We start from the raw sequence: 14682 nt of genomic DNA, 5'->3' as shown, positions 1-14682 counted from the left end.
GGAAAAATCCGTGCACTGCGAACGGGGATCTGCAGGATGAAAAGCCCTTCTCCTGTCCTGCGAAAAGGGGACGCCTGGCGTCCCCTTCGATGTCGGTTCGGGCCTGGGCCGTGGCGGGGATCAGTCTTCTTCGACCCAGTCCACCACCGCGCCCAGCGAGCGCAGGTTTTCCACGAACTTGGGATGAGCGCGCCGGATCGGCAGGGCGTTGCGGATTTCCGAGCGGCCCTCGATGCTGGCGGCCACCATGAACAGGGCAATGGCCACGCGGATGATGTAGGGGCTCTCCACCGAAGCCGGTGACAGCGGCAAGCCGCCGAAGGTGATCAGGCGATGTGGATCGCCCAGGAACACGTGGGCACCGAACTTGGAGAGCTCGCTGCTCCAGCCCATGGCGCCATCGTAGATCTTGTTCCAGAACATGGTGTTGCCCTCGGCCTTGACCCCCAGTGCGATGAAGATGGGCAGCAGGTCCACCGGCAGATAGGGCCAGGGCGCGGCTTCCACCTTGGTCAGGATGTTGCTGGTGAAGGGTTTGACGACCTTCAGCGGCCCGTTCTGGCGCGTGTGCGACCAGCCGTTCTCATGCACCACTTCCACGCCGAACTTGGCGAAGGTACGGTCGATCAGCGGGAACTGTTGCGGGGCGCTGTTGCGCACGCGCACCTGGCCGCCGGTGATGGCGCCCATGGCCAGGAAGGTGGCGATCTCGTGGAAATCCTCATCGAAGCGGAACTCGCCACCGCCCAGCGGCTGGCCGCTGCCGCGCACGCTCACGCGCGAGGTGCCGATGCCATCGATCTGCACGCCCATCATCGCCATGAAACGGCAGAACTCCTGCACGTGCGGCTCGGAGGCGGCATTGGTGAGCACCGATTCCCCGTCGGCGGCAGCCGCGCAGAGCACGAAGTTCTCGGTGGTGGTGACCGAGGCATAGTCCAGCCAGTGATGATTGGCCTGCATGCGGCCGGCGCTGCGGATGATGAGCGAGTCGGGACTGCTCTCCACCTGCGCCCCGAAGCGCTGGAACACCTCGACGTGCGGATCAATCTCGCGCACGCCCAGGGTGCAGCCCTTGACGTCGTTTTCCAGCCGCGCCACACCGAAACGTGCCAGCAGCGGCGGCACCAGCATGATGGACGAGCGCATCTCCTCCGGCAGATGGTGCAGCTTGGGATCGAAACGGGTATCGCGGTGATGCAGCTCCAGCACGCCGCTGGCATAGTCCACCTGCACCTGGCTGCCGAGCACGCGGAAGATCTCCAGGATCTTCTTGACGTCGGTGATCTCGGGAATGCCGATCAGGCGCAGTGGCTGGTCGGTCAGGAGCGTGGCACAGAGAATGGGCAGGACGGCATTCTTGTTGGCGGAGGGGATGATGTCGCCGCGCAGCGGGCGGCCGCCGTGTACGATGAGATTGGACATGAGGAAATCGTTGATTCAGTCGGACGGAGTGCGCCGGGAGCAGCCTGCCCCGGCCAGCAATGGACAGATTATGCGCCGCCGGGTTGCAGCCGGGGAAGTAAATTGTGGCGGCGGGGGGACTTGTCAGTTTGTCATATTGTTCATTTGTCGTTATACACAGCTGAAGGGTGCTGCATCAAAAGCCAAGTTTCCGTATCATGACTGGTCTTGGATGAGCGCCCGACTAAGGTTTTCGACGATGTTTTGCACGCAGCAGTCCCGTTCCGGTAATGATTTCCCCTTTTTTCAGCTGATTCTGCCTGGCCTGCGCCGCGCCGGCGTGCTGGTCCGTTTGCTCATGTGCAGCGTGCTGCTGCTGGCGCTGACGGCCTTGTCGGGCAAGATCAGCGAGGCCCAGGCCGCCGGTTCCACGGCCGGCAAGCATCGGCCTGCCAGTAGCGGCGCCAAGGGGCGCAAGCGCAGCGTACGCAAGAAGGCCGTCGCTCCCGCCAAGGCCCGCGTGCCGGCCCGCAGCCGCCGTCGCAGCCATGCAGCCGCTGCCGCTGTGGCGGGCACGGCGGCTGTTGCGGCCAAGGCTGCCACCCCGGCCATCACCACCAACACCAAGCCCGAGCTGTTGTCGCGCTGCGGCTTCACGGAAGCCTCGCGCCGCCACCTCTTCTCGCGCGGGGTGTATGTACTGGATGAACAGACCAATACGCCGCTCTTTGAGCGCGACGCCGATACGGTCGCGCCCATCGCCTCGGTGACCAAGCTGATGACGGCCATCGTCTGGCTGGACCAGAAATCGCTGCCCATGGCCAATCGCCTGGAGGTGACCGAAGACGACCTGGACACCCTGAAGTTCACCTATTCGCGCCTGAAAGTGGGGGCCAGCCTGTCGCGTGCGGACATGCTGCATATCGCGCTGATGTCCTCGGAGAACCGCGCGGCTGCGGCCATGAGCCGTGACTATCCCGGTGGCCGCCCGGCCTTCATCGCCGCCATGAACGCACGCGCCCAGGCGATGGGCATGACCCATACCCATTTCGAGAATGCCACCGGCCTGTCGCCGGAGAATGTCTCGACCCCGCGCGAGCTGGCCGAACTGGTCAAGGCGGCCAACCGCTACCAGCTCATTCGCAACGATTCACTGGACAAGCAGAAGATCATCAACATCGGTCGCGGGCAGTTGCAGTACATCAATTCCAACCGTCTGATCCGCTACGGCCAGGTCAATGCCACGGTACAGAAGACCGGCTTCATCAACGAGTCCGGCCACAACATGGTGCTGCGCCTGCTGGTGCACGACCGCCGCCCGGTGATTGTCACCATGCTGGGCAGCGGGACGGCCAATGGCTCGCGCCTGGATGGCGTGCGCATCGCCAAGTGGCTCAACTGTTCGCTGAACTGAGCTGCCACGCGGCCGGCACCACTTCGGTGGGCGCCTGGTACAGCACCACGCGGTTGCGGCCGTCCCGCTTGGCCTGGTAGAGCGCCTGGTCGGCCGCCTTGACCACTTCCTCGATGCTGCGATGGACGCCCCGCTCCAGGCAGGCCACGCCGATGCTGATGGTGAGTCGGCCGCAGGGGCTGCGCTCATGCGGGATCTTCTGCGCCTGCAGCGCCGCGATGATGGTCCTGGCCACGTGCAGGGCGCCCTCGGCATCGGCTTCATCGAGCAGCACCACGAATTCCTCCCCGCCATACCGTCCTGCCCGGTCGAAATGGCGCGAGACCGCGCTCCTGATGCAGCGGGCCACGGCCACCAGGGCATAGTCACCGGCCTTGTGGCCATAGGTATCGTTGTAGAGCTTGAAGAAATCCACATCCGCAAACAGCACCGCAAAGCGTGCGGCCTGGTTGCGCTGGCATTTGTGCCAGGCTTCCTGCAGGCCCTCGTCCAGGGCGCGGCGGTTCAACAGCGTCGTGAGCTTGTCGGTGCGGGCCTGTTCTTCCAGTTGCTGATCCAGCTTGCTGCGGCGAAAGAATTCCTCGCGCAGCAAGCTCATGAGATAGACGCTGGCGGTACTGAAGACGGCCAGCAGGAACAGCACCGCGTACAACATGCGCATCCACTCGCGGAACAGCGTCTGCTTGGTCTGGCCGATGAAGACTACCCAGCGCGTCTTCGGCACGCGCACGTAGGAGTACAGACGTTGTACGCCATCCTGCAGGGAACGCGTGAAATAGCTGCCTTCGGCGGGGGACGTCGAGGCCAGCAGTTTTTGCAGCTGTGGGGCATTCTCCAGCACGGAACCGATGAAGGCATCGTCATAGGGCACCCGCATGTAGGCCACACCGTCCACCGAGTAGAGCGACATGACCGCATGCTTTTCCAGCGACATGGCCTCGAACAGCTGCCGGAAGTAATCCAGGTAGAGCACCATGAAGACGATCCCGGCAAAACTGCCATCGGCATGCACCAGACGCTTGGACAGGACGATCACCTGGGCGCGCCGCTCCAGCCTGACGGACTGCGGTGGCGAGATATAGAGGGTGGTCGCCGCATCCTGACGTGCCATGTCGAAGAAATCGCGTCCGGAAAAACTGCCGGGCATGATCTGCTCCAGTATCGGTGAACCGACCACCAGTGTCCCCTCGGCATTGACGATACCCTGGGCGACGATATAACCGGCTTCCACTTTTTCGCCCAGCAGGAATTCCAGTTGCTGCTGCACCGGCATGCTGTGCAGTTGGGTATGCCGGTAGCGCCAGGCCACGCTGTCCAGGTCCAGCGAGAGCAGTTCCATGTTGCGCGAGATCGAGCGCTGCGCGATACGTGCCACGTTGAGGGCATGGTTGATCGAGGTGCGCTCTACCTGCCTGTAACTCTGGTAGAGCACCACACTGGTGACGACCACTGCCATGAGCATCAGCGAGCTCACCAGCAGGGTCATGTTGCGTTTGAGGCGTTTGATTTTTTGTCTCCCCGTACCTTGTCATGACAAAGCGTTCCCTGGCGCAATATCGCACCGTGAAAATCGCTTGGCAATGAAAAGGAATCCGGGAAGAAGCTTATGACATCAGGCCATAAATCCGGGCCGAGGATTCGCCCCACAAGGCGTCCTGGTCAGCAGGCGAAAGGCGACGGGCGGCCCATTCCTGCACCACCGCCACCACCCGCGCATAGGAAGCGGCCAGCAGGCATACCGGCCAGTCCGAACCGAACATGAGGCGCTGCGGACCGAACAGCTCCAGCGCCGTATCGAGGCATTGCACGATGTGATCGAAGTCGCGCGTGCACAGGCCGCGCAGCCAGTCGGCTTCGGTCAGCAGGCCGGAGATCTTGCAGACCACGTGCGGCATGGCGGCCAGTTCGCGCAATTGCTGGCGCCAGCGTTCGTAGGCGGCGCGGCCCTTGCGGAATTCCTTCAGGGCCGGCTTGCCGAGATGATTCAGGACCACCCAGTGCTGGTCATGCAGCGCGCAGAGCTGGCGCAACTGCGGCAGGTGGCGCTCATGGGTGAGCACCTCCAGCACGTAGTCGCGCTCCTGCAACCAGCGCACGCCGTCATTGAATCGCGGGCAGGCCAGCAACTGTGCGGCGTCATCGTCCTCCTGCATGGGGTGACGCAGGCCCAGCATCTTCTGGCGACCCCACTGTTCCATGCGCTCGGCCAGTTGCGGCGCGGCGATGTCATCCCAGGCGATGACGCCGGCGATGCGCGCATCCCGCCGCGCCATCTCCAGCAGGAAGCCGGTTTCCTCGCGGCCCGGACGGGCCTGCACCGTGATGGACGCATGCAGGCCCTGCGCTTCCAGCAGGGGCTGGAACTGGTAGGGCAGGCGGTCTTGCGCCAGCAGGTCCATGCCGGTACCGATCCAGGGATAGTCCTCGGAACGATAGCGCCAGAAGTGCTGGTGCGCGTCGATGCGCATCGGCCCCTTGATCCTTCTCACCGGGGCCGGTGGCATGCGCAACTCACGATGCAGGGTCAGCATGTCAGTGATTGTGTCGCGGCAGGGTTTGCGCCACGCCCTGGTACTTCAGGGCCAGTTCCATGCAGGCGCCGGTCTCGAGCTGGCCGACCGTGCTGCGATAGATTTCCTGCCAGGGTGTCTGGCTGGGCGGTACCGGCGGGATGCCTTCGCTCTTGCGGCGCGCCAGCTCTTGCTCGCTGATGAGCATGTTGCACTCTCCGGTATTGAGGTCGATGCGGACGCGGTCGCCATCGCGCAGGTAGGCCAGGCCACCGCCGACGGCGCTCTCGGGCGAGGCGTTGAGAATGGACGGACTGTCGGAGGTGCCCGACTGGCGGCCATCACCCAACGTGGGCAGGGTCGATACGCCACGCTTGATGAGCGCGTCCGGCGGCTGCATGTTGACCACCTCGGCCGAACCGGGCCAGCCTACCGGACCGGCGCCACGGATGGCCAGCAGGGTGTTTTCGTCGATCTTTAACGCGGGATCGTTGATGCGGGCGTGATAGTCGTCCGAACCATCGAAGACCACGGCGCGGCATTCGAAGATGTTTTCCTGGCCGGGCGTGCTGAGATAGCGCTCGCGGAAGGCTTGCGAAATGACGCTGGTCTTCATGATGGCGAAGTCGAACAGGTTGCCCTTCAACACCAGGAAACCGGCGCGTTCGCGCAGCGGTGCGGAAAATGCGTAAATCATTTCCCTATCCTGCGACTGACGGCCTTGCAGGTTCTCGGCCATGGTCTTGCCGGTGGCGGTGATACGATCGGCACGCAGCTTGCCGGCCTGCTGCAGTTCCCACATGATGGCCGGCACCCCGCCGGCGCGGTGGAAGCGCTCACCCAGGTATTTGCCGGCCGGCTGCATGTTCAGCAGCAGCGGCACGTCATAACCGTATTGCATCCAGTCCTCCGAATGCAGTTCCACGCCCGCATGGCGTGCCATGGCCATGATGTGCGGCTGGGCATTGGTGGAGCCGCCGATGGCGGCATTGACGACGATGGCATCGAGGAAGGCCTCGCGCGTGAGGATGGCCGATGGACGCAGGTCTTCGTAGGCCATGCCGACGATGCGGCGGCCGGTTTCATAGGCCATCTGGCCGCGCTCGCGATAGGGGGCGGGGATGGCCGAGCAGCCTGTCAGCGACATGCCCAGGGCTTCGGCCATGGCGTTCATGGTGGAGGCAGTGCCCATGGTGTTGCAGTGGCCGGAAGAGGGCGCGGAGGCAGCGGCGATCTCCAGGAATTTCTCGTTGTCGATGCTGCCGGCCGAGAGCAGCTTGCGGCCCTTCCAGATAGCCGAACCGGAACCGACCAGTTCGCCATCCATCCAGCCGTCCAGCATGGGGCCGCCCGAGAGCACGATGGCCGGGATATCGACGGTGGCTGCCGCCATGATCTGCGAGGGCGTGGTCTTGTCGCAGCCGGTGGTGAGCACCACGGCATCGATCGGATAGCCATGCAGGATTTCCACCAGGCCCAGGTAGGCCAGGTTGCGGTCGATGGCGGCGGTGGGACGGCGGCAGTTCTCGAAGATGGGATGCAGCGGGAACTCCATGGGAATGCCCCCCGCATCGCGGATACCGTCGCGCACCCGCTTGGCCAGTTCCAGATGAATGCGGTTGCAGGGACTGATATCGCTGCCGCTCTGTGCGATACCGATGATGGGACGGCCCGAGCGCAGCTCCTCGGCGGTGATGCCGTAGTTCATGAAGCGCTCCAGGTAGAGCGCGGTCATGTCGATGTGGTCGGGATTGTCGAACCAGTCCTGGGAGCGGAAGCGACGGGGTGTGGCGTGTGGCTTGTTCATGGATTCCTCCGGGCCGAAAGGCGTGTGGATAAGTTACGCGCCCAGCCAGCCGGCATCGACGTAGTACTCGCGGCCGGTGCACTTGGCGCCGCTGTCGGAAGACAGGAACAGCGCGAGAGCAGCGACATCATGCGGATCGACACGGACAGGCAGGCATTGCGCAGCCAGGATTTTCGCCTCTTCTTCGGGGGTGTGCCACAGCAGGGTCTGGCGCGGGGTGCGGATGGCGCCGGGGATGATGGCGTTGACGCGTACGCCGTCACGGCCGAAGTCGCGTGCCATACCATGCGTCATGCCTTCGATGCCGGCCTTGGCGGTCATGTACAGGGTCAGGTCGGGCAGGCCCAGGTGCCAGGAGATGGAGCCGAAATTGAGGATCACGCCGCTTTTGCGTTCACGCATGTCCGGCAGCACGGCCTGGGCGCAGAAGAACTGGTGGCGCAGGTTGACCGCCAGGCGTTCATCCCAGTAGCCGGGGGTGACGTCGGCGGTCTTGTGGCGGTCATCGTTGGCGGCGTTGTTGATGAGGATATCGACCCCGCCCATGGCGGTCTCGATGTCGGTGAAGGTGGCGCGCAGCGCTTCCAGGTTCATCAGGTTGCAGGGGAAGAAGCGCGGTGCGACAGCGGCGTCCTTGAGCGAGGCCACCAGCGCTTGCGAGGGTTCGACGGCGATATCCAGGAAGCAGACCTGTGCCCCCTGGCCGACGAAGGCTTCCACCAGTGCCGCACCGATGCCGCTGCCGCCGCCGGTAATGACGACCCGCTTGCCGGCGAGGCTGCGATAGAGGGCGTGGTCGAAGACGGGGGTAGTAGCTGCGGTCATGCTTGATTACTCCAGAGGATAGGATGGGACGCTGGTGCGGCCAAGAAACGATATAAATGATTTGCGTGTTACGGTACTCAGCGGCCAGAACGGGTACTCACATCGACCCACACTGCCAGCACCAGGATGCTGCCCTTGACGATCATCTGCCAGTAGGTGCCCACGTCCAGCATGGACATGCCGTTGTCGAGGCTGGCCATCACCAGTGCACCGATCAGTGCGCCATAGATGGTGCCGGAGCCGCCGCGCATGGACGTGCCGCCGATGAAGCAGGCCGCAATCGCATCGAGTTCGCCCATGTTGCCCGCCGAGGGCGAACCGGCCGCCAGGCGCGCCGTATTGACCAGGCCGGCCAGGGCACACATCACGCCCATGATGCCGAATACCCACAGCTTGACCGCCTGCACGTTCACCCCGGAGAGACGGGTGGCTTCCATGTTGCTGCCCACCGAATAGATGCGGCGGCCAAAGACGGTCTGCGTGCTCACGTAGCTGAACAGTCCCAGCAGCCCCAGCAACAGCAGCACCGGTACGGGGATGCCATCGTAGCTGTTGAGCGTACGGATGAAGGCCAGCAGTACCACGCCGATGACCAGCACCTTGAGGCCATCGCGCCAGAGCGCTGCCAGCGGCAGGCCGTGGCGGCTGCGGTTGACGCGGCTCATCCAGGTCAGGGCCAGCGCCAGCACGAACAGGGCGATGCCCAGCGCCATCCCGATCTGCGGCGGCAGGTAGCCCTGGCCCAGATAGACCATGTTGTCGGACACCGGGGCAATGGTCATGCCGCCGGTGACGCCCAGCAGGATGCCACGGAAGGCCAGCATGCCGCCCAGGCCGACGATGAAGGAGGGAATGCCCAGATAAGCGGTCATGTAGCCGTTCAACAGCCCCAGTCCCAGGCCAAAGCCCAGTGCCAGCACCAGGTTCAGCGCCAGCGGCAGGTGATGGCTCACGTCCAGCAGCGCGGCGATGCCGCCCAGCAGACCCAGGAGCGAACCCACAGACAGGTCAATTTCACCGGCGATGATGACCAGCACCATGCCGCAGGCCAGGATGCCGGTCACCGACATCTGGCGCAGCAGGTTGGAGAGATTGCGGGGAGTGAGGAAGCCGCCATCGGTCATGAAGCTGAAGAAGCCCCAGATGATGGTGATGGCGATCAACAGCGCGATGATCTTGTAGCGGCGAAATACCAGCTTGAGATTGGCCATGCCGCCGGCCCCGCCCATGGCGCCACCAGCGGCGCTGCTCAGATTGCTTGTAGTCATACCGAATTCACCTTGTGATTGTTTCAGACGGCCACCGCGCCTGTCGACGCCTGCGGGACAGCCTGGTTGATGGCGGCGGCCAGCACGGTTTCCTGGCTCAGCTTGTCGTTGACGAAGTCGCCGCGCAGTTTGCCTTCGCCGATCACCAGCACGCGATCCGACACGCCCAGCACTTCGGCCAGCTCCGAGGAGACCATGATGATGGCCAGGCCCAGCTTGGCCAGCTCGGAAATGAGCCGGTAGATCTCGGCCTTGGCGCCCACGTCCACCCCGCGTGTGGGTTCGTCCAGGATCAGCACCTTGGGCTGGGCCAGCAGCATCTTGGAGAGCACCGCCTTTTGCTGGTTGCCGCCCGAGAGGCCCGTGATGGGCAGGAAGGGGGTGGCGGTCTTGACGCGCAGACGGCTGATCTCGTCCTGGATGGTCTTGAGCTCGGCACTGCTGTCGATGCGGGTGCCGCGCGAGAAGCGGTTCAGGACCGTCAGGGTGATGTTCTGCCCCACATCCAGATCCGGCACGATGCCATGGTGCTTGCGATCTTCCGGCACCATGCACAGACCCTGACGGATCGACTTCAGGGGCGAGCCGGTATCGGCCGGCTTGCCTTCCAGCAGGACCTGCCCTTCGTAGCGTCCGCGATAGGCGCCAAAGATGGCCGATACCAGTTCGGTGCGACCGGCACCGACCAGCCCGGCAATGCCCAGGATCTCGCCCCGGCGCACCGAGAAGGAGACGTCATCGACGCGCTTGCGGCGCGGATTGTCGATGTCGTAGCAGGTGATGTTGCGCGCCTCCAGCACCACCTCACCGATGGCATGATTGCGCTCGGGATACATGGCGGTGATTTCGCGGCCGACCATCTGCGTGATGATCTTGTCCACATCCATCTCCTGCATGGGCGTGGTGGCGATGTGCCTGCCATCGCGGATGACCGAGATGGTGTCGCAGATCTCGGCGACTTCGTCGAGCTTGTGGGAGATGTAGACGCAGGCCACGCCGCGCGCCTTCAGGTCCTTGATGATCTTCAGCAGCACCGCGATTTCGGAGGCGGTCAGTGACGAAGAGGGTTCGTCCAGGATCAGCAGGCGCGCATCCTTGTTGAGCGCCTTGGCGATTTCCACCAGCTGCTGGTGACCACCGCCATATTGCGAGACCGGCAGGGTGACGTTGATGTCCGGCATGTTCAGTTCGCGCATCAGTTCTTCGGCGCGGCGATACATGGCGGGGTAGTTCATGCGGCCACCCGGCAGGGTGATCTCGTGGCCCATGAAGATGTTCTCGGCCACCGACAGTTCGGGCACCAGCATCAGTTCCTGGTGGATGATGACGATGCCGGCAGCTTCGGTGTCGCGCACCGAATGGGCCTTGAGCGGTTTGCCGTCCCACAGGATCTCGCCATCCCAGGTGCCATGGGGATAGACACCGGAGAGGATCTTCATCAGCGTCGACTTGCCCGCGCCGTTTTCACCGCACAGGCCCACGCATTCACCGGGCCGGATCTTGATGTCGATGCCGTCCAGGGCACGCACACCGCCAAAGCTCTTGACGATGCCTTTCATTTCTAACAGATACTCGGACATGCCTGTTCTTTCCAGTAAGTCTCCGGGGTCTGCGCGCAGGGCGCGCAGACGGCGATGCCGGCTGCCTCGGGGGGAGCAGCCGGCATGCTTGACTCAGGGATCAGCGGCCGTCGATCTGGGCCTGGGTGTAGAAGCCGTCATCGACCAGGACCTTGACGTTTTCCTTGGTCAGCAGGATGGGTTTCAACAGCAGGCTGTCGACCTTCTTGAAGCCGTTGTCATACTGGGCGTTGTAGGTCGGTTTTTCGTTGCGGGCCAGTTGCACGGACAGCTTGGCTGCTTCGGTGGCGATCTGCTTCAGGGGCTTGTAGACGGTCATGGTCTGGGTGCCGGCCACCACGCGCTTGACCGCAGCCAGGTCGGCATCCTGACCCGAGACCGGTACCTTGCCGGCCAGCTTCTGTGCGGCCAGGGCCTGGATCGCACCACCGGCGGTGCCGTCGTTGGAGGCCACGATGGCATCGATCTTGTTGTTGTTGGCGGTGAGCGCATTCTCGACGATGGACAGGGCTTCGGTCGGGCTCCATTCCTTGACCCATTGCTGGCCGACGATCTTGATGTCGCCCTTGTCGATGTAGGGCTTCAAGGCCTTCATCTGGCCTTCACGGAACATCTTGGCGTTGTTGTCGGTGGGCGAGCCGCCCAGGAGGAAGAAGTTGCCCTTGTTCTTGACCTTCAGGATGCCTTCGGCCTGCATTTCACCAACCTTCTCGTTGTCGAAGGAGATGTAGGCATCGACGTCGGCGTTGAGGATCAGGCGGTCATAGGAAAGCACCTTGATGCCGGCCTTCTTGGCTTCCTTGATGGTGTTGGTCAGCACCGTGGCGTTGAAGGGGACGATCACGATCACGTCCACGCCGCGCGAGATCAGGTTCTCGATCTGGGAGATCTGGCGTTGCTCGCTGGCATCGGCCGATTGCACGTAGACCTTGGCGCCCAGCTTCTCGGCAGCGGCGGTGAAGAAGTCGCGGTCGCGCGCCCAGCGCTCCACGCGCAGGTCATCGATGGAAAAACCGATCTTGGGGTTCTTGGCGTCGGCCATGGCGCTGCCGGCCACCATGGACAGGGTGGTTACGGTCATCAGCGCCAATACGGTCTTCTTCAGCATTGCCTTCATAGTCCAGTCTCCGATTTGAATTGAATTTGAATTGATTATGATTTTTGAAGCGGCGTGTCCGGGTGGAACCGCTGGCCCGTTTTGGGGCAATCGCTTCCGGGGGCGCGTGGGGCCGAGCTTGTCAGGGTGGGGTCACGCCGCATGATGGTGCGAGGGGGATACTAGCCCCGGGCCAATCCCCTCTACAATTACGAAATTCACCAAACGGCTTAGTGATTCTTTTTGTTGCAGGAGCACATATCCGTCATTTCGACGATGGCTCGCTACAATTCGACGAACACGAGAACGGCGCGCCTGACGACGTCGGCAAACAGGAGACACAGCGTGGCAAAAGCACCCACGGTGCACCGGATTGCGTTGCTCTTCAATGGCAACAAGATCTTTGATCGGGAAATCATTTCCGGCATCGGCGAATACATCAGCAGCACCCGCGCTTCCTGGGACTTGTACCTGGAGGAGGATTTCCGCTGCCGCCCACAGGGCATCGAACGCTGGGCCGGACACGGCATCATTGCCGACTTCGACGATCCGGTGACGACCGCAGCGCTGGAAGGCGTGCAGCTGCCGGTGGTGGCCATCGGCGGCTCCTACGCCGACCCTTCGCAATATCCCGCCAACCGGCCTTATGTGGCCACCGACAACTACAAGATGGTCAAGCTGGCCTACGACCATCTGATCGAAGCGGGGCTGCAGCATTTCGCCCTGTTCAGCCTGCCCGAGTCGCCCTGCAACCGCTGGGCGCAGGAGCGCGAGCGCATCTTCACCGACCTCACCGGGGCCGACGGCATCACCGGCCACATCTACCGCGGCGTGGGCACCAGTGCGCAATCCTGGGATACCGCCGTGGAGCAGCAGATCGCCTGGGTGCGCAGTCTGCCCAAGCCGGTGGGCATCATCGCGGTCACCGATGCACGGGCGCGGCAGTTGTTGCAGGCATGTCTGTTTGCCGGTATTGCCGTGCCGGAGCAGGTGGCCCTGATCGGCATCGACAATGATCCGCTGGCCCGGGTGTTGACGCGCATTCCCTTGAGTTCGGTGATCCAGGGCAGCGTGGAGATGGGCCGCACTGCAGCCCACCTGCTGCACCAGATGCTGCACGGGGCGCGCTTTCCGGACACGCGCATCATGGTGCCGCCGGTGGGCATCAACGTGCTGGCCTCCAGCCGCCACGAGGTGCGCAATCACCCGCACGTGATGCAGGCGCTGCACTTCATCCGCCAGTACGCCTGCCAGGGCATCAAGACCGACCAGGTGGCTGACTACGTGGGCATCTCGCGCTCTTCGCTGGAATGGTATTTTCGCCGCGAGCTGGGGCGCAGCGTGCATGACGAGATCCTGCGCTTCAAGCTGGAGGCCGCCAAGCGCATGCTGGAGCAGGCCGGCAGCCATGCGGCCGAGATCGCGGTCAGCTGCGGCTTCACCACCGTGCAGTATCTGCACGCCGTCTTCAAGCGCGAACTGGGCTGCACGCCCAGGGAATATCAGGAACAATTCGCCGCCGGACTGGAGCGCTCGGCTGCACCGTCGGCCTCCGCCGTCCGACCCAAGAAGAAAACCACGGGACCCTCCCTTCTTACCACCACAAAATGACGCACTTCACCCTCTCGCACACCACCTCCGCTGACGGCATCCGTCTCTACACCTTGCGCAACCACACCGGCATGCGCGTGACCATCAGCGACCTCGGCGCCACCATGGTCAACTGGTGGGCACCTGATCGCTATGGCCGTGAGGCCGATGTCCTGCTGGGCTTTGAGCGGGTCGAGCAATACGCGCACAACCCGGCGTATTTTGGCGCCATCGTCGGGCGCTGGGGAAACCGCATCGCGGGCGGTCGTTTCGAACTCGACGGCGTGGCGCACCAGGTCGATTGCAATGAAGGCGAGAACCATCTGCATGGCGGCCGCGAAGGTTTCCATGCCCAGCGCTGGCAGGTGCAGCCCGATCCGGAAGGTCTGCGCCTGATGCTGGTCTCGCCGGCCGGGCAGGCGGGTTTTCCCGGCACGGTGATGGCGTCGGTGCTGTACCGCCTGGATGACGAGGGCCAGTTGCGCATCGATTACACTGCCACCAGCGATGCGGCCACGCCCGTCAATCTGACTTCGCATGCGTATTTCAATCTCAATGGCGGAACATCCGACATCCGCGACCACATCATCGCCATCGAGGCCGATGGTTACCTGCAGGTCGATGCCAGGCTGATTCCGGAAGGCCGGGCGGACGTGGCCGGCAGCGCCTTCGACTTCCGCCAGCCTGCCCCCATCGGCCCGCGCCTGGACTGGCCCGATCCGCAACTGAAACTGGCCGGTGGCTTCGACCACTGCTATTGCCTGCGCAGCGAGCACGAACCGGCACCGGGCGAGAGCCGCGTGGCGCAGAGCTTGCGCGAAGTGGCCAGCGTCTACGAGCCGGGGTCGGGGCGTGAATTGCGCGTCTCCACCACCGAGACCGGGTTGCAGTTCTACAGCGGCAATTTTCTCTCCGGCGTACAGGGGCGGGGTGAGCAGCCGTATGCCATCCATGATGGCTTCTGCCTGGAGGCGCAGTCCTATCCGGACCAGGTCAACACGCCGCTGCGCGAAGCGGTGATCCTGCGGCCGGGGCAGGTTTATCGGCAGACTACGGTGTATCGCCTGGGGGTGCGGGACTGACTGCGTTGCGTCGTGCGGCTGGTCGGCATCGATGCCGTAGCGCACCTGTTGCGGCGATCCGGCATGGCCCCGGACTCCATGATGAAGCAGAATCGGCAAGCTCGCA

Annotated in this window: 11 protein-coding genes; 3 read left to right on the top strand and 8 right to left on the bottom strand. The window is 63.6% G+C overall.

Annotated features, from left to right (window positions below; all coding sequences use genetic code 11):
- Positions 1-120 precede the first annotated feature (120 nt).
- On the bottom strand, positions 121-1425 hold the full coding sequence (locus ACODSZ_RS05290) for a UDP-N-acetylglucosamine 1-carboxyvinyltransferase (RefSeq protein WP_008333249.1): 1305 nt from the start codon (positions 1423-1425) through the stop codon (positions 121-123).
- A gap of 238 nt (positions 1426-1663) precedes the next feature.
- Between ACODSZ_RS05290 and ACODSZ_RS05285 the strand changes: the two genes are divergently transcribed.
- Positions 1664-2818 carry a serine hydrolase gene (locus ACODSZ_RS05285; protein ID WP_175344960.1) on the top strand — a complete coding sequence of 385 codons (1155 nt, stop codon included), beginning with the start codon at positions 1664-1666 and terminating at the stop codon, positions 2816-2818.
- Here ACODSZ_RS05285 and ACODSZ_RS05280 read toward each other — a convergent pair.
- From ACODSZ_RS05280 to xylF, 7 genes are all read right to left on the bottom strand, one after another.
- The gene (locus ACODSZ_RS05280; protein WP_488927182.1) at positions 2799-4304 is read right to left on the bottom strand and encodes a GGDEF domain-containing protein; all 1506 of its coding nucleotides are present in this window, start codon (positions 4302-4304) and stop codon (positions 2799-2801) included. The genes ACODSZ_RS05285 and ACODSZ_RS05280 overlap by 20 nt on opposite strands.
- Positions 4305-4422: 118 nt before the next feature.
- Complete coding sequence (locus tag ACODSZ_RS05275; protein ID WP_008333243.1) at positions 4423-5349, bottom strand: L-fucono-1,5-lactonase; 927 nt, start codon at positions 5347-5349, stop codon at positions 4423-4425.
- Position 5350: 1 nt separating this feature from the next.
- Positions 5351-7135 (bottom strand): IlvD/Edd family dehydratase, encoded by a 1785-nt coding sequence (locus ACODSZ_RS05270; protein ID WP_008333241.1) that lies wholly within the window; start codon positions 7133-7135, stop codon positions 5351-5353.
- A gap of 33 nt (positions 7136-7168) precedes the next feature.
- A complete protein-coding gene (gene xylB / locus ACODSZ_RS05265) occupies positions 7169-7960 on the bottom strand; it encodes a D-xylose 1-dehydrogenase (protein ID WP_488927181.1) in 792 nt (263 codons plus the stop codon).
- A gap of 77 nt (positions 7961-8037) precedes the next feature.
- A complete protein-coding gene (locus ACODSZ_RS05260; RefSeq protein WP_217509988.1) occupies positions 8038-9228 on the bottom strand; it encodes a sugar ABC transporter permease in 1191 nt (396 codons plus the stop codon).
- A 23-nt stretch (positions 9229-9251) separates the two neighbouring features.
- On the bottom strand, positions 9252-10808 hold the full coding sequence (gene xylG, locus ACODSZ_RS05255; RefSeq protein WP_488927180.1) for a D-xylose ABC transporter ATP-binding protein: 1557 nt from the start codon (positions 10806-10808) through the stop codon (positions 9252-9254).
- A gap of 100 nt (positions 10809-10908) precedes the next feature.
- Positions 10909-11925, bottom strand: a complete 1017-nt coding sequence (gene xylF, locus ACODSZ_RS05250) for a D-xylose ABC transporter substrate-binding protein (RefSeq protein WP_008333237.1) — start codon at positions 11923-11925, stop codon at positions 10909-10911.
- Positions 11926-12249: 324 nt separating this feature from the next.
- On the opposite strand from xylF, the gene ACODSZ_RS05245 reads away from it, so the two are divergent.
- Entirely contained in the window at positions 12250-13515 is a 1266-nt protein-coding gene (locus ACODSZ_RS05245) for a XylR family transcriptional regulator (RefSeq protein ID WP_008333231.1), read from the top strand.
- Positions 13512-14576: an aldose epimerase family protein gene (locus tag ACODSZ_RS05240; protein ID WP_175344966.1), complete on the top strand. Its 1065-nt coding sequence runs from the start codon at positions 13512-13514 to the stop codon at positions 14574-14576. The genes ACODSZ_RS05245 and ACODSZ_RS05240 overlap by 4 nt, the downstream gene beginning before the upstream one ends.
- The last annotated feature ends 106 nt before the right edge of the window (positions 14577-14682 follow it).

Source organism: Herbaspirillum sp. FG34, assembly GCF_057809315.1.
This window is presented reverse-complemented; position numbering and strand designations above follow the sequence as displayed.

What these genes read in the sequence shown, in the direction of transcription:
- ACODSZ_RS05270 (WP_008333241.1), bottom strand. Translation starts at nt 7,135, where the DNA reads ATGAACAAGCCACACGCCACACCCCGTCGCTTCCGCTCCCAGGACTGG.
- xylB (WP_488927181.1), bottom strand. Translation starts at nt 7,960, where the DNA reads ATGACCGCAGCTACTACCCCCGTCTTCGACCACGCCCTCTATCGCAGC.
- ACODSZ_RS05240 (WP_175344966.1), top strand. Translation starts at nt 13,512, where the DNA reads ATGACGCACTTCACCCTCTCGCACACCACCTCCGCTGACGGCATCCGT.
- ACODSZ_RS05260 (WP_217509988.1), bottom strand. Translation starts at nt 9,228, where the DNA reads ATGACTACAAGCAATCTGAGCAGCGCCGCTGGTGGCGCCATGGGCGGG.
- xylG (WP_488927180.1), bottom strand. Translation starts at nt 10,808, where the DNA reads ATGTCCGAGTATCTGTTAGAAATGAAAGGCATCGTCAAGAGCTTTGGC.
- ACODSZ_RS05285 (WP_175344960.1), top strand. Translation starts at nt 1,664, where the DNA reads ATGTTTTGCACGCAGCAGTCCCGTTCCGGTAATGATTTCCCCTTTTTT.
- xylF (WP_008333237.1), bottom strand. Translation starts at nt 11,925, where the DNA reads ATGAAGGCAATGCTGAAGAAGACCGTATTGGCGCTGATGACCGTAACC.
- ACODSZ_RS05290 (WP_008333249.1), bottom strand. Translation starts at nt 1,425, where the DNA reads ATGTCCAATCTCATCGTACACGGCGGCCGCCCGCTGCGCGGCGACATC.
- ACODSZ_RS05280 (WP_488927182.1), bottom strand. Translation starts at nt 4,304, where the DNA reads ATGACCCTGCTGGTGAGCTCGCTGATGCTCATGGCAGTGGTCGTCACC.
- ACODSZ_RS05275 (WP_008333243.1), bottom strand. Translation starts at nt 5,349, where the DNA reads ATGCTGACCCTGCATCGTGAGTTGCGCATGCCACCGGCCCCGGTGAGA.